The 20,386-nt window shown below is 32.4% G+C and carries 16 protein-coding genes; 3 read left to right on the top strand and 13 right to left on the bottom strand.

Translation table 11 applies throughout. From position 1 onward, the window contains the following. Nucleotides 1–116: 116 nt before the first annotated feature. A complete protein-coding gene (locus tag A2530_RS04875; protein WP_294886162.1) occupies nucleotides 117–1,499 on the bottom strand; it encodes a DUF3373 family protein in 1,383 nt (460 codons plus the stop codon). Between the two features lie 61 nt (nucleotides 1,500–1,560). Then, the gene (locus A2530_RS04880; RefSeq protein ID WP_294886164.1) at nucleotides 1,561–1,818 is read right to left on the bottom strand and encodes a hypothetical protein; all 258 of its coding nucleotides are present in this window, start codon (nucleotides 1,816–1,818) and stop codon (nucleotides 1,561–1,563) included. 195 nt (nucleotides 1,819–2,013) lie between these two features. Here A2530_RS04880 and A2530_RS04885 point away from each other — a divergent pair, with 195 nt between their 5' ends. Continuing rightward, entirely contained in the window at nucleotides 2,014–3,774 is a 1,761-nt protein-coding gene (locus A2530_RS04885) for an EAL domain-containing protein (protein ID WP_294886165.1), read from the top strand. A gap of 11 nt (nucleotides 3,775–3,785) precedes the next feature. On the opposite strand, the gene A2530_RS04890 is transcribed toward A2530_RS04885, so the two are convergent. Further along, complete coding sequence (locus A2530_RS04890; RefSeq protein WP_294886167.1) at nucleotides 3,786–4,832, bottom strand: chemotaxis protein CheX; 1,047 nt, start codon at nucleotides 4,830–4,832, stop codon at nucleotides 3,786–3,788. Nucleotides 4,833–4,949: 117 nt separating this feature from the next. Between A2530_RS04890 and A2530_RS04895 the strand changes: the two genes are divergently transcribed. Then, nucleotides 4,950–6,593, top strand: coding sequence for a DNA polymerase III subunit gamma/tau (locus A2530_RS04895; protein ID WP_294886169.1), 1,644 nt, complete (start codon nucleotides 4,950–4,952; stop codon nucleotides 6,591–6,593). Here the strand turns inward: A2530_RS04895 and A2530_RS04900 are convergent. Both A2530_RS04900 and A2530_RS04905 read right to left on the bottom strand, forming a co-directional pair. Beyond that, on the bottom strand, nucleotides 6,590–7,984 hold the full coding sequence (locus tag A2530_RS04900; protein ID WP_294886171.1) for an ATP-binding protein: 1,395 nt from the start codon (nucleotides 7,982–7,984) through the stop codon (nucleotides 6,590–6,592). The genes A2530_RS04895 and A2530_RS04900 overlap by 4 nt on opposite strands. Further along, complete coding sequence (locus A2530_RS04905) at nucleotides 7,978–8,652, bottom strand: response regulator transcription factor (protein WP_294886173.1); 675 nt, start codon at nucleotides 8,650–8,652, stop codon at nucleotides 7,978–7,980. The genes A2530_RS04900 and A2530_RS04905 overlap by 7 nt, the downstream gene beginning before the upstream one ends. A gap of 139 nt (nucleotides 8,653–8,791) precedes the next feature. Between A2530_RS04905 and A2530_RS04910 the strand changes: the two genes are divergently transcribed. Further along, nucleotides 8,792–9,250, top strand: a complete 459-nt coding sequence (locus A2530_RS04910; RefSeq protein WP_294886175.1) for a hypothetical protein — start codon at nucleotides 8,792–8,794, stop codon at nucleotides 9,248–9,250. Here A2530_RS04910 and A2530_RS04915 read toward each other — a convergent pair. The 8 genes from A2530_RS04915 to lptE form a co-directional block, all read right to left on the bottom strand. Further along, the gene (locus tag A2530_RS04915; RefSeq protein WP_294886177.1) at nucleotides 9,247–10,059 is read right to left on the bottom strand and encodes a TIGR00282 family metallophosphoesterase; all 813 of its coding nucleotides are present in this window, start codon (nucleotides 10,057–10,059) and stop codon (nucleotides 9,247–9,249) included. The two genes, A2530_RS04910 and A2530_RS04915, sit on opposite strands and share 4 nt — an antisense overlap. A 98-nt stretch (nucleotides 10,060–10,157) precedes the next feature. Further along, entirely contained in the window at nucleotides 10,158–12,617 is a 2,460-nt protein-coding gene (locus tag A2530_RS04920) for an N-6 DNA methylase (protein WP_294886179.1), read from the bottom strand. A gap of 242 nt (nucleotides 12,618–12,859) precedes the next feature. After that, complete coding sequence (locus A2530_RS04925; RefSeq protein WP_294886181.1) at nucleotides 12,860–15,832, bottom strand: DEAD/DEAH box helicase; 2,973 nt, start codon at nucleotides 15,830–15,832, stop codon at nucleotides 12,860–12,862. Nucleotides 15,833–15,851: 19 nt separating this feature from the next. Then, nucleotides 15,852–16,208, bottom strand: coding sequence for a polymer-forming cytoskeletal protein (locus A2530_RS04930; protein ID WP_294886183.1), 357 nt, complete (start codon nucleotides 16,206–16,208; stop codon nucleotides 15,852–15,854). Continuing rightward, nucleotides 16,205–17,161, bottom strand: coding sequence for a M23 family metallopeptidase (locus A2530_RS04935; protein ID WP_294886184.1), 957 nt, complete (start codon nucleotides 17,159–17,161; stop codon nucleotides 16,205–16,207). The genes A2530_RS04930 and A2530_RS04935 overlap by 4 nt, the downstream gene beginning before the upstream one ends. Next, on the bottom strand, nucleotides 17,154–18,302 hold the full coding sequence (locus tag A2530_RS04940) for a bifunctional folylpolyglutamate synthase/dihydrofolate synthase (RefSeq protein WP_294886186.1): 1,149 nt from the start codon (nucleotides 18,300–18,302) through the stop codon (nucleotides 17,154–17,156). The genes A2530_RS04935 and A2530_RS04940 overlap by 8 nt, the downstream gene beginning before the upstream one ends. Then, nucleotides 18,299–19,855, bottom strand: a complete 1,557-nt coding sequence (locus A2530_RS04945) for a GGDEF domain-containing protein (protein ID WP_294886187.1) — start codon at nucleotides 19,853–19,855, stop codon at nucleotides 18,299–18,301. Before A2530_RS04945 ends, A2530_RS04940 begins: the two co-directional genes overlap by 4 nt. 9 nt (nucleotides 19,856–19,864) lie before the next feature. Continuing rightward, the gene (gene lptE / locus A2530_RS04950; protein WP_294886188.1) at nucleotides 19,865–20,386 is read right to left on the bottom strand and encodes an LPS assembly lipoprotein LptE; all 522 of its coding nucleotides are present in this window, start codon (nucleotides 20,384–20,386) and stop codon (nucleotides 19,865–19,867) included.

The raw sequence follows: 20,386 nt of genomic DNA on the forward strand, positions 1-20,386 counted from the left end.
AATTATACTTACAACACTCAACGCGGCTAGTCCGATTAATACCATTGCCCAAATTTTCGCTTTTATGCTTAAATGTTCTATTGTTTTCATAAGCTTTCACCTAATCCTTTAAATTTTTAATACATTAAATTAAATAATAAATAGTAATTATTTAATTTATCTAAAGTTGTTCCGCCGACATCGGATACTTTCACAGGCGCACCGATTTGATAACCGCTTAATGTATAATCATAGTCAATCATTTCAGCCCCAAAACGAAGATTTGCGTATCTATTGATTGGTTGAATATAATAAATTTCTAATGCACTTCCGCGAGTAGCAAGTTTATTCGTCAAAGAGTTTGAACCTTGAGTAAAACTAAACCAATTTTTATCACCGTGGTTATATTCAACACCGATTTTTGGGTTATTTAAACTATCTATAGGCATTGTATATCTACCGCCAATCCAATATGCTTTACCGTTCTTTTGTTCTGTATCGTTAGGTGTATTTGTTAAAAGTCCCATCGGATAATCACCATAAGGCGTTGCTTGATTTGAAGTTATACCGTTTGGTTTGCTTTGAGAAACTGCATAGTGAGCAAATAAATCTAAACCGCTATTAGCTAGATTTGTAAATTCAAGCATAGCCGTATAAAGAGTTACATCCCCAATATTCGTATTTGTACTTGTTCCTGAACTATTTACCGTATTTGAAACCACATCTGTTGCTTGTACTGCGCTAAGTTGCAGAAGAGATCCGTTTATACCTAAACTGCTATCTAAAAATACGCCAAGAACATTTGTGTCTTTTATAGCTCCTGAATCTCCTATATACGTATAAGTAGTATCTGCTTGATATCCTTTACCGTAACCGACTCTAAGAGCCATGTTGTCAATACCTGTTACCTTTTGCAGATTTGCAGTTGCAACTATACCGTCTGCTGCTCCGTCAAAACTAAGTGCGGAATATGTAGCTTTTCTAACGGTATTGTCTTTAAACTGATGAGAAGGACCGTCTGAACTCGGTTGACGACCGATTGTAAATGTAATAGGGATATCGCCTTTTATAGCAGTCCAGTCAATATATGCTCTCTCAACAAATACACCACTGTCAGACGGGCGTCTTCCTTGCATAGGATCCATTGAAGAGTATATATAATTAGCTCCCGTATCAGACCAATTTTTGTACATACTTAAGCGACCCGTAAATGACATGTCGTTTGTAATATCCGAGTTCATATTTAATCGTAAGCGGTTTGACCAAACATTTTTTGCAGAAGTTTTATTTCCTGAAGCGTCCTTTGCTTCAAAATTATCAACTCTTGTTCTAAAATCCAAACCGAGGTTTATTTTATCTACCATCGTAGAAGTTTCAATTTTATCTACTCTCTCTTCTAAAAAATCATTTGATTTGACTTGTGCCGCTTTTATCTCTTTTATTTGAGCATCTAAAGCATCTATCTTTTTTTGCAACTCTGCATTTGTTGCCGCACTTAAGAGGTTACCCCCCCCATACACATAATTAACGTGGCTGCCAAACTTAATTTTACTGTTTTTTTCATCTATCTATCTCCTTAATTTATATTCCGGCTGCTGCAGGATGATCAGAATCTGCTGCATGAGCGGTTAAATATTTTTTTAGTGCTTCTTTATCAGAATCCGACAACTTATCAATCCCATACTTTGCCATTTTGCTATCTTTTTCAAAGACCATTTCCCACTGCTTTATAGCTTTAGAACTAGGATTTAAACCTAACGATTTTGCCAAACCTTTTCCGTCTGCATAAGAGAGAGTTACTGCAACAAACAACAACAATAACGATTTGAATAAATTCATTTATCTGCCTTTTTTAAAATTTCATAACTTTTAAACAAAACAAAAATCATTTAAATAGTTCTTTTTTGTTGTATTTAAAACTTGAGACCGCATTCTATAACTTTAGTGTTGCAAGTTTGTTGCAATTTAATAATATGTTTTTATTAAAAAAATCTTTGTAATCTTAATGAAATAAATTAACACTAATATTTTGCTATGAAAAATAACCTACCGAAAAAATGGCTTAAAAATTTAGAAATTTTAGATGTTGCATTTCAACCGATTCTAAATATCAATACAGGGAAAATCTTCGGAGTCGAAGCCCTTCTGCGAAACTTTCAAGAAGTCGGTTTTACTTCTATTTTTTCACTCTTTGATGAAGTTTACAAAGATAATATTCTATACTCATTTGATATAGCTCTAAGAGAAAAAGCTTTGAAAAAATTTACTCAGATAGCTGGATATAAAGATATAAAACTATTTTACAATCTTGATAACCGCCTCTTTGAGATGCCTGATTTTACGCATGGAAATACAAAGAAAATTCTTAAGCAATACGGTTTAAAAAAAAGCAACCTCTGTTTTGAAATCTCAGAAAGACATGAGATTTCTAGTGACTGCAATATGGAAAAAATTCTTATGCACTACAAAAATGAGAGGTTTTGTATAGCAATCGATGATTTTGGAGTAGGTTATTCAGGGTACAAACTACTTTATGACAGTGTTCCTAATATTATTAAAATAGACAGATTTTTTTTAACAGATATCCAAAAAGATATCAAGAAGAAAATCATGGTAAGAAATATAACTCATTTGGCAATTCAGCTTGGGATAAAAGTCATAGCAGAAGGCGTTGAGACAAAAGAGGAACTGCTTACATGTAGAGATATCGGCTGTCATTTAGCTCAAGGATATTTAATTCAAAGACCGACAACCAACACAAAAGAGATATTAGACATGTATGATAATATTGTAGATTTAATAAAAAGTGATAAAAGAGATATAAACAACGAGTTTCAAATTGAACTATATATAGACAAGATGCATTCACTTGCGTTAAATACAAAAATGAGTTTAGTTATAGACTATTTTAAAAAATATCCAAACAACTCCATTGTACCGATTGTGAACTCAAATAATGAACCTATGGGAATACTTCAAGAGAACCAGATAAAAGAGCTTCTGTATTCGCCTTACGGAAGATCCCTTATGCTCAATGAAGGCAATAAAAAATCTAAACTCCAAAATCTTCTTCAACCTTGCGGAGTAAGCGATATAAACAGTGACATGTCAACTATTATCGAACTCTTTTCAAACAATCCTGATTCTATAGGAATTATAATTACAAACAACTCAAAATACTATGGTTTTTTATCGGCTAGAGCGATAATAACAATCATGAATGAACAAAACCTTATCTTTGCCAGAGATCAAAATCCTCTCACAAAACTTCCCGGAAATACAATGATTGAAAAATATATTTACAACATCACAAAAGATGAGAGTTCATATATCATCTGCTATTTCGATTTGGACAATTTTAAAGCATTTAACGATGTTTACGGTTTTAGAAACGGCGATAGAGTCATACAACTCTTTTCTGATATACTGAGAAAAAACTTATCTCAAGGATTTTTTAAAGCTCATATCGGCGGAGATGATTTTTTTAGCGGCGTAAAAACCGATGATAATAATGAAGATACATGTATAAATGAAATATTTAAAATTATAAAAAAATTCACTAATGATGTGAGAGAGTTTTACTCACAAAAAGATAAAAAGAGTGGATATATAACATCCACGGACAGAGACGGAAATATAAAAAACTTTCCTCTATTAAGTGTTAGCGCGTCTTTGCTTATTATTCATAAAAAAACTAAAAATAGATGCGTGGAGGATATTAACTATATATTGTCCACGCAAAAAAAAGTTGCTAAAAAAGAGGAAAAATCTATCTCTATCAGCACCCTGCTATAAAATCAATATAACTATTTTGTTATAAACATGTAAAACGGCTTGCCCGCTAACTGCATATTAATCCATACACCGTTATTATTGCCAACCTCGCGTCGAATCTCTTCAGGTGAAGTATATGTTTTAGGCAACTCAAAGACAACCTTAATATCTTTAGCAAGAAAAATTGTTTTTGCACTTCCCGTTATAACATTACAAAACTCTCCGACTCCATCCATAATGCTGGCATTATCATTTTCATCAATTTTTTCGCCAAGAAGCGACTCAATCGCAATAAGAGCAATATCTCGTGGAAATAAAAGAGCAAAATATCCGTCCATTTCTCCGCTAAAATGCATAAGTGCACAAATTACATCTCTTTTTAAATTTGGGTCGAAACTTTGAATTGTATGAGATAGTTTTTCAGCTTCTAGCCCCGTAAAAGAGACTAATGTTTCTACTGCAGTATCCATAAAAACGGGAAGGTTTATAATAAGTTTTTTTGACAAAGAGAGCTGTTTTTTATTGTCATTTTCAATTTTTGAGTTTTCGTTAATAGCACTGTGCGTGATTATTATATCATTTGCTTTATTTGCAACTAACTCTTCAAACTCCTTTACACTGCTTGCTATTGTTATTACGTATCCATACTTACTAAGCTCTTTAGATAATTTTTGAGAATTTTCCATATCTTCATCATATACTAAAACTCGTAAATCTTTTTTATACGATTTTGGTTCTAAAAATAGTCTTGCTGCTGCAATATTTTTAAATAGTTTCAGCTCTGAATGTTCTGAGAGTTTTTTTAAATATTTATATAAGGGAATGTTATAGTCAATTAGTGCAATATTAATTTTGATTTTTTTTCTTAAATCATCTAATTTTTTTATGATAATGCTAAGTTCTGAGGTAGAACTGTTTTTATAACTTGCACCTTCTAATGATATAACAACGGCACTGTATTTTTTATCTACCGCCATCTCAATCTGTCTTGGTATTGAGTTTATCAAAGATGAAAATCTACTCTCTTCTATAATACCTCTATAATTAATTACAAGCGTATTGTTTTTACTGCTGTTCACTATTCATCCTCTATAAACGACTTTAGTTATTCTATCACTAGGTAAATTAAAGTTAGATATATTAAAGTTTAACACTATAAATGATAAAATTGCCGCAACCAAAGATGGAGTGTTTTAGTGAAAGAGAGTTCTGAAGTATTAGCGCGAAAATATAGACCTGTTAATTTTGATGAGCTAATAGGTCAAGAGGCAGTTTCTCAGACTCTCTCTCTTGCTCTTGATTCAAACAGGCTCTCCCATGCATATCTATTTTCAGGTCTTCGAGGAAGCGGGAAAACTTCTACTGCGCGCATTTTCTCAAAAGCACTTATTTGCGAAAAAGGCATAACTCAAAAGCCGTGTCAAACTTGTCAAAACTGCATTATGGCACTTGAAAATCGTCATATGGATATTGTAGAGATGGATGCTGCTTCAAATCGCGGGATTGACGATATACGCGAACTAATTGAGCAAACCAAATACAGACCCGCAACTGCCAGATTTAAAATATTTATAATCGATGAAGTTCACATGTTAACGCCTCAAGCATTTAATGCACTTTTAAAAACTCTTGAAGAACCGCCGCCGTATGTCAAATTTATACTCGCTACTACAGATCCCCTAAAACTTCCTGCAACAATTCTAAGCCGTACCCAACACTTTAGATTTAAATCAATTGCACAAAATAAAATTACAGATCATTTGGCACATATTTTAAATCTTGAAGGTATAAAATATGAATCAGGCGCATTAGAGATTCTTGCTAGAAGCGGAAGTGGGAGTTTAAGAGATACGCTTACACTTTTAGACCAAGCTATAATATACTCTAAAAATCATGTTGATATACAAACCGTAACCGATATGCTCGGTCTAGTTGACCCTAAATTTATCGATGAACTCTTTAGCGCAGTTTTTGCAAAAGATTATGCGGCTCTTGTAGAGTTTACAAAAACCCTGCAAGATTATGAAGCAGAGATGGTAGTTGATGAACTTATAGCGTATCTAAAATATAAAATGTATGCCGGTGATGCACTCTACTCTACTCTTGTACTTGATAGATTCTTTAGAATTTTAAGCGACTCAAAATATCTATTTAGCATAAATGCAGACGGCTCATTTGTTCTTTCGCTTATATTTTTTAAAATGGTTGAAGCTTTGCGTATAAAAGAGATTGACCAAATGATAGAGTCGTTGCAAAAAGAGATTCATAAACCATCTGCCCCATATACAATGCCCATGCCCATGCCCATGCAAGAGAGTGTAACTAAACAAGAAGAAAAAGAGAAAGATTTACATGTAGAGATAAATCCTTATACAAAAATATTTCAAAAGTTAATTGCTAATATAAAAGACAGAAATTTTGAACTAGGTAGATGCTTTGAGCAGAGCATATACTTTATTTCTTATGAAAATAGTACTCTTACATGGGAAAGTTGTGCTGATGATGAGTGTAAAAAAATATTAACACACGGTTATTCTGCTATAAAGCAGTTGGCAAAAGAGGCATTTGGAATTGATACAAAAATAAAACATGAACCATGCACAAAGAGTGTTGAAGAGAGTCAAGAGTATAGCAATACCGAACAAACGGCTACTTTTACGCCATCAACTTCCATGATTGAAGATGCAGAAATCGGAGGAAGTGCAAGTTGTGTAGCAAACTGTAATACTGTTGATTCATCAAAAGAGATAAACGGTGCAGACATTTTGGATGAGCCTATGATTCAAAAAGCAACAGAGCTTTTTGAAGCAAAAAAAATCACTATTCAATCAAAAATTTAACTCTTTAACATACTCTCCACACTAAAACTAAATACAGAGCCTTTAGCAAATTCAGACTCTATTTTTAGTTCGGAATTTAGAGATTTTAATATATATTTGACCATCGCTAAACCTATTCCCATAGAGTTGTCCCAACTGTTTTTGTCTATTCTGTAAAACTTAGTCGTTATCTTGTCTAAATGCTCCTCTTTTATTCCTATACCGCTATCTTTTACCGACAACATGTCATCTTTTATGTTTATTATCACATCGCCTTTTGAGTATTTTAAAGCATTGTCAACAAGATTTATTAGCACAAGTTCCAGCATAGTTTTATCACTAAATAGAGTTTTTTGTTCTGCGTTAACGATTATTTCTCTCTCTTTATACTTTAACATTAAGTTAGATGCTACTTCGGTACATAACTGCTTTAGGTCAAATTCACTTTTATTAATAGTCAAATCCCCGTTTTCAAGCTTAACTGAGAGTGCCAGTCTATCAAGCATTTTTGATATTTTCTCACCGTTTGAGCTTATCTTGCTTAAAAATTTCTCACGAATATTTTGCGGCATATCACTATCTTCTTGAATTGTCTGTGCATATCCGATTATCGATGCAACAGGATTTTTAAACTCATGTGAAAGGGCAGAGAGTATGTCATTTCTCTGTTTATTTATAAGCCTGAGTTTAGCCATATTTTTAATTTTCTTTTTCTCGTTTTTACTCAGTTTTTTTACTAAATTTTTTAAAAGAAGAGAAATTTGTAAAAATTCATAAAAATATTTAGTCTTTACAACGGCTTTGTAATTTTTATTTGAAACTTCATCAAGATAGTTTGTTATCTGAGATATATCATGTACAACCTTTTGACTCATATTTCTTGATACAAATGTAGCGATAATAACGATACCCATAAAAACAAAAAAGAGCTTTGTCCATAGCGAGTAAAAGTCATACATTATTTGAGCAAGACTCATAGAAAGCCTGATGTAAATCTGTTTATTCTTGTAATATGCTTTTTTTGCTACATATAAAAAATCTGCTTTTACCGTTTTAGAGTATCTTGTTATATCTCCGTAATCTTGTGAATTTGATTGCAATATTTCAAATCTTGAAGCATGATTATCCATCTCTACTTTATCTGCGCTTGATTCTGCCAGAACTCCTCCATCTTCTGCTATCACAGTAACTCTAAGCGAAGTTTTTTTATAAATCTGCATTGCAAAATCATCCAAATTATCTACTTTTTTAAGCTCAATTTCCATAAGCTCAATCGCATGTTTTAAGTGATTTTTATTATGCTCTATTATTATTGATTTTAATGCTATATAGCTTATTAGTGAAGTTATAAGAAGCGTACTTACAAAAAGTATTAAAAATTTTAGTATAAAAATTTGATGGATTTTTAGCACAACTTATACCCTACTCCGCGAACAGTTTGTATATAATCTTTGGTTTTATTCGGGTCTATCTTCTCTTTTAAGCGATTTATTGCAACATTTACGGTTCTATACTGATACTCTTCGCCGTCATCCCAGACATTTTCCAAAAGATAATCACGGTCTAAAACACTGTTTTTATTTAAAATAAACTCACAAAGCAGATTAAACTCTAGCTTTGTAACATCAACGTTTTTACACTCTACACTAAGAGTTCTTGAACTTTTATCCAAAACCAAATCTCTGTGAACCAGAGTCCCTTCTTCAATCTTTTTAGTTGTTCTTCGCAAAACTGCTTTAACACGAAGCATAAGCTCTTTCATGTTAAAAGGTTTTGTTATATAGTCATCTCCGCCCCTTAAAAAGCCCTCTTCTATTTCAGAGTCCAGATTTTTTGCGCTTAGATATATTACTGGTGTCGCAAAACCCTCTTTTCTAAGAGCCTGAACAAATTCGCTTCCTTCTACACCGGGCAAGTTTCTATCCATTATAAGCAAATCAATATCTTCTTCGATGAGCATCTGCTCTACTGTTTTTGTATTTAAAAAACCTATTACCTCATAACCCTCTTTTTGCAAGTTATACTCAACAAGCTCCAATATATCCTCTTCATCTTCTACAATAACAATTTTTGCACTCACAATGCATTCCTGATTATATATTTTTATTATTGTATCAAAAAAGAGTTCATCAAAAATATAAATAATTATAATTTTTATTTTATAATCAATAAAGCTTACTTGACTTATAATTTAAGCAAATAATTCTAAGGAGTGTCTTATGTTTGTATCGTCGTATAATACTTATATCGGAAATGACACTTCAACTAAAACAAACAGTTTCAAAAACGGTGATGTTAAAGAGAAAAAAGACGCTTTTAGTGACGAACTATCAAAACTTAGTGGTTTAAAGTCTCATACCGATAAAACTCTGCCGATTGATTATGTTTCAAACTATAAATCTTTTAACACTCAACAAAAACTTCAAGAGAAGTTACAAAATCAAAGCGGATTCGAACTAAAAAAACTAAATATTATAAACAACGCAAAAGTTGCTTACGAAGAGAATACAAAAATGTTCTCACAGCTTAAAAAACCTATAGTTGCATTAAACCTAACACCTAAGATAGATGAAAGGTTACCTCGTGATATCAAGGATGCAAAAGAGAAAAGTTTACGTCACTTAATGGTAAATACTTATTTGGCAAACAATAAGTATTTTGAAATAACTGCTGCTTAATTTTTTTCTATCCATGCATCTGTTTTTATAACTGCTCCATCATCAAATATTTTTAGTTTAAAGGCACTCTCACATCTGCCATCTACAAAATCCATAATAGCAATCTGCATTATTTTCTTACATTTTTTTGGAATATCAAAATGACCTTTAAGTCCTGTTAAAAACTGCTTTAGAGGTACTTTTTCATCCATACCTATTACATTATCACGACAGCCCGTAAGTCCAATGTCAGTTAAATATGCGGTACCGCTTGAGATTTGAAAATCATCGGTTGAGACATGTGTATGCGTGCCTATAATAGCACTGACTTTGCCTTGAAGAAGCATCATCATAGCTCGTTTTTCGCTTGTAGCCTCTGCATGAAAATCTATAAAAATATTTTTAACACCTTCTACATGTAAAGATTCAACTATCTCTTTTGCAGCTCTAAAAGCGTTGTTAGTATATGGCATTGCATAATGCCCCATAAGATTTAAAACAGCCAGCCTCTCTTCTGCCACATCGTAAATCTTGCAACCCGTTCCCTTTACCTCATCAGGATAGTTATGAGGTCTTAAAATCTCATGCGTATCAAAAAGCGCCTCTACCTCTTTTTTGTCCCACGTATGGTTTCCGCCGCTCATACAATCCACTCCGTAACCAACTATCTCGTTGGCGTTTTTCACCGTAAGTCCAAACCCATGTGAAGCATTTTCATAGTTTGCAATTACAAAATCTATCTCATGCTCTTTTCTTAGATTTTTGAGATGCGCTTTTAACATATCTCTTCCGTGACTCCCAACAATATCGCCTATAAATGCTACTCTCACTACTATTTTTCCTTTATCTTAACCAACATCTCATAAACAAATTTCCAAGATAATATTTATCTCACAGCCTATCACAAATATTTTTTTATTAAAGGACATCACTCTTTTATTAAATTTTTAGAATAGGGCAAGGTTTTTATATAATTCTCTATAAAGTCCCAATGTATAACATTTTTCTTTAATATAGGAAGCTTTACTATTTCATTTTCCAATCTTTGTATCCTGACTTGTCTTCCATATCCATATTTAGATGATAACTGCTTAAGTATTGTTACCAAAAAGATTTGATTAATATCATTTAACCTATCTCTATTCTCATCTCTTAATAGCAGAGTATGAATATTATCATCACTAAAATAAGAATAATTATGATAAAAAACACTTCCAAACATATCTATTGTAATTTGGTTTTCAAAAATTTTTTTCTTTACATAAAAACTATCATAATCAATAAAACTTGTTATTCCATTATTAATTGCCGAAGCTGTTATCAAAGGAATATCTCCTTCTATCCTTTCTGCTTCAACTAATCTTTCGCCCTTATTAATTTCAAAAACATCAGTTAATTTAAATTCTTGCCACTTTATATTTTCAAATAATTGAATTTCTCTTTCAATTATTGAGTCACTGTTGATATTATTTTTATTAAAAATCTCCATCAAACTTAATTCATCAATATCTGTAAAAAGCAAATTTAATTCGTTTTTTATATTGAATATAATACTCTTTTTTATTGTTGAAATAAAATCTTTATCGCTTAACATAGAGAAATCGTTTTTTTTATGTGCTTGTAAGATCCATTCATCTGTTGCATTTATACTTTTATATACTAAATGAATTTCATCGTTAAATTTATTAGGATTATTTAACTTTTCAAATAAATCCTTTTTCTTATTTTTCCATTTATTATAGATATCTGTTCGTCCTTTACTTTTTGATAAAACAAATCCATCATCTTCTAGTTCATAAAATACTACATCTTTATTATCATGGGGCAAATTTGTTTCAAAAACAGCAATTGCAGTATGAGTAGAGGCATTTGGCTGAAATAACTCGCTGGGCATATTTATTACATATTTTAATGTATGCTTTGAAAGAATTCTATTTCTTTCTATTTCATCTTTAAAAAATGTAGATAATGGTGCAATAATGACACCATATCTACTGACATTATCTAGCATTTTTTCTAAAAATTGTATTTCTTTTTTTGTTGGATTAGTTTTATTATCTTTCCCGCCATAAGGTGGATTAATAAAACCGATAGAAGGTTTTACGACATCCAATACGGTAGTTGCTTCATTTGAAAAAAAATCGATGTTATAAATTTTTGATTTTCCGTCTCCCCTAAATAACATATTAGATATTGCCAATGAATACATAGTATTACTTTTTTCAAATCCTAAAAGTTGGTTTTGTTTTATATTACTGATTCTTTTTTGTTTATCGGCAATTTTAGAACTTTGAATAGTATCTATTAATTTATTCATGCCGGCAATTAAAAAAGCCCCCGTTCCGCAACAAGCATCAAAAATTATGTCATTTGTTTTAATATCAATCAGTTCGGTAAATAATTTCGTTATATGGTTAGGCGTAAGTACTATACCTTTTTTTACATTTGCGATACCGGCGTATCTTAAAAATTCTTCATAAAACTTTCCTATAATATCATAACTGCTTTGTTTATTAAAAAGAGGAATCACATTATCTTCTAACTCTGTTAAAATTTCTTTCAATATTTCAGTATCATTTAAATCTGTATCCGTATTAATAAATGCCAACTCATTTTTTAAAACATTAATCTTGTTTATTTCTATATTTTCATTTAATAAAATATCTTCAATTGTCGTAGGAATATTTCTGATTATATTTTTTATATTCCAATGTAAATAATTTGATTTAAAATCATTATGAAAATCATTCTTTTCATATAGGCAAATCATTAATGCACTCAATAAAACCGGTCTTTTTTGAGAGTCTATGTTTCGTAATATCCTATTTATTTCGCTAGAACTTTTAGAAATATTATTAGAAATAAGTTCTAAATCTAAATTTTCAAATAATGCAATGTAATCATCTTCATTTAAAAATTCAAGTATAGAAATATCTTTGATTTTATCGTCTTGAATTATAAATGTATTAATTAAATGGTTTAAATTATCATTGATATCTCCTGAGAATGCAATACCTAAAATTCTAAAATCTTTCAAATATTTTTGTGTCGTTTCACTTAATAGACTTAGTTTATTATTTAAAAAAAATTTTAAATAATGTTTAATCCCATCAATCGCAAAATCTCTAGGTTTGTTTCCTTTCTTAGATTTATGGTCTTTGATTTTGTCTTTATTTTCAACCAAAATAAGAAGTTTTTTGTCTTCATTTAAATATATTAAATCAGGTTCTCCCCTATTATTTTCCATCTCAGATTTAGTTGCTTTACTAAGTGTTTCTTGAATATATCTGTTTTTTGTTTTTTTAGGAGTCCAAAATTTTGAAAAAATTTTATTATTTGTTAAATAGTTAAATAAGTCTATATCTGTTTTTGCTTCATTTTTTGTCACTTTAAACTCCTCCTATTTAATTACTTGATTTTATCTAAATTCATATTGATTATTAATAAACATTACAACAAGGCAAGGTTTATTTTATGCCTAAATTTTTTAAAATAAGATATAAAATATGTCATTATATATCTACAATATGATTTAGAGGTATATTACAAAAATAAATTTTCATAATTTAAAAATATTGCAAATTGTAATATTTTTACTATTAAATCTTAAATTTTTATTCCGTTAACTCATTAAGCTCTTAAATACTTCAGCACCGATTTTATAATATCGTCATCATCTTTTGATTCGGACTTTATACTCTCTTTTTTCTCATCAACATAAGAAAACGTGATGTTTTGTCCATAATTTGAAACACTTTTTATCTTTTTTCCCAAACTTAAAAGTTTTATAACCATCAGTTCAAAAAACTGTTTTGTAGGAGTATCTATCTCTCCAAATCTGTCTATTACCTCTTCTTGTATCTCATATATCTCTAACGGTGTCTCACATGACGAAAGGCGTCTGTAGATGTCTAGTCGAAGTCTGTCCTCTTTTACGACTTCATCTGATATAAAAGCCGAGACAGTAAGTTTTATATCAACTTTGAGTTTTTCGCTTTGTGCTTGATTACTAAGAAGTTTTATAGCATCTTCTAGTAGTCTTAGATAGAGCGAATAGCCAATATTTTTTATATGTCCGCTTTGAGCATCTCCGACAAGATTTCCACCGCCTCTTATTTCCAAATCGTGATATGCAAGAACAGAACCGCTTCCCAAAAATGAGTTTGATTCAAGAGCTAAGAGCCTTTTTTTTGCTTCATCGGTTAGGTTATCTTTGTTTTCAACGATAAAATATGCAAAACCTTCAATTCTTCCTCGCCCAACCCTTCCGCGAAGCTGATGCAAATCTGCCATTCCAAATCTATCCGCACCGTCAACTATGATGGTATTTACGCGAGGCATATGGATTCCTGATTCTATGATGGAGGTTGCAAGCATAAGGTCATACTCTCCCGCCTCAAATTTTAAAAGCTCTTTTTCCGTATCTGATGCAGAGATTTTTGAGTGAAGCATAACTACTCTAAGCGATGGAAGTATCGCTTTTAATTCGCCTAACTTTATAGGCATATGGTCTATCGAATTATGCACGTAAAATATCTGCCCGCCGCGTCTAATCTCTCTAAGAATTACCTCTTTTATCAATTTTTCATCATACTCTTTTACAAATGTTCTAACCGCTTCTCTCTCACTAGGCGGCGTTAGAAGTTGCGACATAGTTTTTATAGAGCTAAGAGCCTGATTTAGGGAGCGTGGAATAGGCGTAGCACTCATGGAAAGAAGATGCACGTTATGGTAAAGTTCTTTTATTCTCTCTTTTTGTTTTACTCCAAACTTATGCTCTTCATCGATTATAACAACACCCAAATTTTTAAAATCCAAATCAAAAAGAGTATGCGTCCCTACAACGACATCCAAATCTCCCGAAGCGAGTGCAGAGATAATGTTTTTCTTATCTTTTGCGCTTACAAACCTGTCAAGTTTTGAGCATTTTATGCCAAGAGCATCAAATCTATCATGTAGTGAACGATAGTGCTGAGCAGAAAGAAGCGTAGTAGGAACGATTAGAGCTGATTGAAAACCTGATTTATAAGCTGCAAAAATGGTATTCATGGCAACTTCGGTCTTTCCAAAACCGACATCACCGCTAAGGAGTCTGTCCATAATGTGACCTGAACTCATTTGGGCAATTATCTCATCAATAGATTGAATTTGGTCTTGCGTATAATCAAATCCCGATAATTTTTGAAACTCTCTTAAATCACTCATATTTACACTTATTTTTGGTGCTTTTATTAGCTCTCTTGCGGCTGCAGTGTTTACTATTTGACCCGCTATCTCCATAAGACGTTTTTTGACGCTCTCTTTTAACTTTCCGAAACTTCCCTTTCCAAGTTTATCAAGAACAGGAACCGAACCGCCTGAAGCAATATAGCGGTCTATGACATCTAAGTTTTCAACGGGAAGCAGAATCTTGTCATCGCCCACATACTTAATGACTATAAAATCTTTAATACCGCCTAAAATTTCAGTCTTTTCAATACTCTCAAAGATACCGACACCGTAATCTTCATGTACTACGTAATCACCGGCTTTTAAATCATCAAGTAAAATTGAGCTTTTTCTTCTGCGTCTTACTTTATCTGGCTTGTTAAGAGAAATCACAAGCTCATCTTTGGTAATAATATTTAAGATATATGGAGCATAAATTTGCGTTATATTTTTAAGTTCAAATAATCCGGCTTGTTTGAAAACCGCTTCATTAGATGCGATAACCGTTATTTTTTTATCTTTGTGTACTTTTACTAGAGTATGAATATCAGTAACCGCCAACTCTTTAAACTCATCACTTGAGAGCAAAATTTCGAGATTAAAATCTCCTCGTGAAAGTGTCGGTTTGTTGAGCGCATAAGCGTCTATTAAAGCAGTGTCTAAATTTCTGATTAGTCTCGCATTTTTACCGTCTAAAAAATTCGCCGCGCTCTCATCAAGGTGCCAAAGTCCCAAAGAAGCAATATCTTTAACCAAAGAGTTAAATTCGCTTTTGGCAATTTTAGCATTTAAACTATTGAACTCATCTTCATTTAGTGAGTAAAAAGCCGGTGTTATTTCTACGCTCTCAAGTTCATCTTTTTGCGTTCTTTGCGATTCTAGTTCAAAATATTTTATCTGTTCTATTTCATCATCAAATAGTGAAATCCTAAGAGGCATTGCCGATGATGGCGGAAATATATCTATGATGTCACCGCGAAAGGAGATTTCCCCCTCCACTTGAACCATATCTACAAAGCTGTAACCCCAAAAAAGCATCTGTTCTTGAAATTTTTTTAACTCTATTTTTGAACCGAATTCTAAAGTCGTGGAGCTTAACAAACTCTCTTTTGGCATATGAAACAGAAGTGTCTTTAGAGGTGATATTATAAGCGGCTTTTTTTTAAGAGCATAGTATTTTCTTAAAACAGAGAAAAGTTGATGAATTTCCTCCTTGTAAACTCTTAAATCATCGCCAAACGTTGCTCTAAAATCAGGAAAAACCAGAACATCTTTTTTAAAAAACTTTGCTACGCTCTCTAGCTCATAAGCCTCTTTTGAGTCTTGACAAATCAAAACTTCCAAATCTGCATTTTTTGCAGTTTTATAATATTGAAAAAGTATATTTTGCGACATTAATTTATGTAAGAAAGGACTATGATACTTTCACCTCTTGCTTATTTTCATCTTTTAAAATATCTGCTAGATTCTTAGTGCCAAACGACGGTTTTTTCGGTAGTTCAGATACATTTTTGACAATGCTTTTACCTTCAAAAATACCTTTTGCCTCTATAACCAGCTCGGAAGATTCTATAGTACCGTTTACCCTACCCATTGCTTTAATCTCAACTTTTTTAGCGTTTATCGTACCCTCTATGTAGCCTTGAACTACCATTCTAGTTGTAAAAACATCACCCTTTATATGCCCGTTTTTACCTATATTTACCTCTTTGCTAGAGTGTATAGTTCCCTCAAACTCTCCATCAACATAAAGATTACATGATAGATTCATCTCTCCTGTGATTGTAGAGCCAACTGTGATGATGGTAGTGTTTGTGTCGGTTGTGGTACTTTTATGTGCGCTGTCGCGTTTATTAAAGATTGCCATGGTATCTGTTTCTCCTTTTTAAATATATCTTTATAGTTTTTAACACTCCACTGTACAAACCCGAGAGAATCAACTGCTCTTTGAACAAATCTGATTTCATAATGAAGATGCGGACCGCTACTCATTCCAGTATTTCCGGTATAGGCAATCAAATCACCTTTTTTTACAAACTTGCCTGACTCTACGAGAATTTTATTCAGATGTCCAAAATAGGATCTAAAACCGTAGTTGTGCTGAAGAATTATAAGATTACCGTATCCGCTTTTTTGGTGCAAACCTGACCACTCAACTATTCCATCAGCAGTCGCATACACAGAAGTATTCATAGACGCTTTTAAATCAACTCCTGCATGAAATTCATTGGTATTTAGTGTCGGATGTATTCTGTAACCAAAACCACTTGTGACTCCGTTATATTCTACGGGAGAGCCGCTTGGAATAAACTGCATAAGCGTAGCCATATGTTCGGAATTTAATTTTGTTATATCTGCTCTTTGCTCTAACGTCATCTCTTCTTGCGGCGCTAGTCCGATGAGCGTCTCTATTTCAGAAAGTGTTTGTGACACTTCATCTAGCTTTTTCTTTTTTTCTATAAGTGAAAGATGTGTCTGCTTTATACTATCATCTAGTGCTTGATTTTTCTCTTTTTGCAACATGTACGCTTTTTGCATAGTTTGGCGTTTTTGTTCTATTGCATCAACTGCATAATTTAAATATAAAATAGTTCCAACGGCTATAAGCGTTACGGCACCGCCAAAGAAAATAACATACAGTATCGCTTTTTTCATAATCTGATGAAGATTAAACTGTCTAACACCGTTATCATCATTTATAGTTATCGTGAAGTGATTATTCATAATGCTCTCTTAAAAATCTCTCAACAACGCTAAAAGAGCCAAAAACCAGATATTTAAACTCGGGCTTTATCTCTTTAAATATGTTATATTCTATCTTTAAGTTCTTTAAAGTGCTTTTAATAGTTTCTATAGATTCAACTCTTTGCTCATTTATAGTTATAATCTCTACATGTAAAATAATAGGTTTTAAAATTGATAAAATTTCTTTATAGTTTTTATCTTTATAACTGTTGTAAATAATTATATATTTATCTCCCTCTAGTGCTTTTACAATGCCTTGTGCCGCCAATACATTATGACCGACGTCAACTATTATATTTTCACTTATTTTGCTAAGCCTTCCAAAGAGAGGCGGGTTTTTAAAATCATTAGTTTCGTATTTTATTTTTAGAAAATTGAGTGCAGCTATGCCTAGAGTTAAATTATCTTTAAGGTATGGAACAAGTGCCAATCTATTTGCTATCTGATTGATTTTTTCTCTGTCTAAATCTTTTATAAATTCATCTACTCTATAAATATTTAAAGCTCTTTGTGAAGCAATTTGTTCTGCAACTCTATAAACTTCAGGATAACTTTGAGCGGCAATTATGGCGCTGTTTTGAATTGCATTTAGCTTAGTTGTAGCAATTTGCTCAATATTTGAGCCTAAAAAAGCTTCATGGTCATAGCCTATGGGTGTTACAAGCGTTAAGCATTTTGGAAATACGCTTGTCGCATCATGCTCTCCGCCAAGTCCTGCTTCCATAACCACATACTCGCACTCTCTAAAAATTATTATTGCCAAAAGTGTTGTATATTCAAAGTAACTAAGAGACTCGGCATCATCACATGTTAAAATTTTTTGAAGCTCTTGATGAGCATTTTCTAACTCCAAATCAGTTGCATTTGAGCCGTTTATCCATACTCTTTCATTAAACTCTAAAATATGCGGCGACGTGTAGTGTCCCGTATCAAATCCGATAGAGTAAAGAGCATTTGCTAAAAAACGACCTGTCGTCCCTTTGCCGTTTGTTCCGATTACATGTACAATTTTAGGAGTGCTTAGAGAAGATTTTATTTTCTCATATATTCGCGGCATACGCGTATAGTCTATCTTCTCATAATATAGCGGTTTTGCTTCTAAATATTGTTTTAATCTCACTTATATTCAACCATGTCTCTGCCCTCTTTTTTTGCTTTATAGAGGACTTCATCTGCAGATTTTATTAGACCTTGAAGTGAAAAATTTGATTTTCTATCGCTCACTCCGCAGCTAACGGTTAGTTCTATCCTTTCTTCTTTATACATCAAACGAGCTTTTTTTAACTTTTGCCTTACCTTTTGTGCAAATGCAACTCCGCCATTGGTATCGGTCTCGCCTAAAATAGCCATAAACTCCTCGCCACCGAATCTTCCGACTATGTCAACACTTCTTGCTTCATTTTTGAGTATTTTGGCAAAAGCAAAAAGGACTGCATCGCCAGCATCATGCCCGTATGTATCATTTATCGATTTAAAATAATCAAGGTCAAAAAATACAATAGAAAAATTACGTTCATATCTCTCAAACTCTGCCTCTTTTACATTCATAAACTCATCTAATGCACGTTTGTTATATATTTTAGTTAAAAAATCTTCTTTTGATTGCTCTTTAGCACGCTCAAGCTCTTCTTCTAAACTCTCTATTTTCTTGCTTAATATTTTAACTTCACTGCTATGTTTCTTTAAATCTTTTGTTAATGCTTGAGTATTTTCTTCCAATGCCACGGCTATAGTGTATAGCTTTTTATGAGCAACTCCAAAAATTGCATTTGAATTTTCATCGCTTTGCTCGTTATAACTCTCAAGCTCTTTTTTTATCTTTTGAATCTCTACCGTTGAATTATCTGAGCTTTCTATCATCTCGATTAGTCTAATTGAGAGCTTGTCAAGTACTCCGTCAATAGATTCAATCATCTCTTTAACGCTCTGTTTATCAAGTGCTATTCTTAGTAATATTGCCGATTTAATCTCATCTTCAATAGTTGAACTCTCTAAAATCGCAGGATTACTTTTAATTTTATGGCTAATATCTGCTATTTTTTCATTTACGCTAGAAGCAATAGAAGGAACAAGAGACGATACTAAAAGTGATGCAATTGTAGAGAGTTCAAGCGTACTTAGGGATTCATTGCACATTCTTACCAGATTCAAGTTTTGCACACTTCTTTTTAAGTCGCTACCGTCGATTTCTCCAAGAGCCTTTAATTTATTCAAAAATGTATCATCGTATGTAGTTATAAAATTTATCCATAACTGTCTATACTGATCAATCTCCGCAACAGATGCTTCTCTGCTTAACAAATCAATACTCTTTTTTGCCAGCTCTGTTGCTTCTTTGTTATGAAGAACCTCTATTACCTGAAGTACTCTTTTTGTAAAAACTGTTTGTGATTCCAATAAATTTGAACAGTGAGAAGGATTGGTTCTATTTAATTTTGATATTAAAAAGTGTGCTAGTTCTGAAATTGTTTTTATATGATATTTTTTTAACTCATTTTGAAACTCTTTATTTAACATAAGAGTAAATTTATCGAGTTTTGAGCAGTCTTCTACATTAAAACCGGCTTTTGCAGATTCTTTGCAAAAAGCTTCTGTATAAAAATCGGGCGTTAGAAGTTTACCTTCTAACTCTAATCTTTTAACGGCATTTTTAATAATCATTTGGATATTCATAATATCTCCTTATTTAACTCTAGCTCCCTCGGCAGAAACTTGAGCTACAAAAGATTTAATAGCTCTTTGTGCAGCAAAATCAATAGCTTCAAATCTATCTTTATCCGTAACAATAGCATTTGGAACTACCGAAAAGTCATGAAAACCTCTTGTCATATATGTTTTGGATAGATTCCTAGTATTTCTTACAATATTTAAAGCAACACTCATTCGATAGGCCGTCACATACCCGTTCTCATCATAAACGATAGGCGAATATGAAAGCGAAGCAATCTTGATAACTAGATGTGTATCAGATATCGACTTATCTACAAGAGATGCTTGAAATACTTCCAAAACAGCTCTGTCAATTGTATCTTTCATTGAAACCGTATTTTGCGGATCTTCAGATGAGATAATAACGCTTGTGCTTATTTTCTCTCCTACTACGCTTCGAGCAAACTTGGCACTTGGCTTATAACCGCAGCCGCTTATAGTTAAAACAATAAAAAGAAGCGACAAAAGAGTTTTAGAGTTTGCAAAAAATTTCAA

Source organism: Sulfurimonas sp. RIFOXYD2_FULL_34_21 (genome assembly GCF_001830805.1).
Lineage (GTDB): Bacteria > Campylobacterota > Campylobacteria > Campylobacterales > Sulfurimonadaceae > Sulfurimonas.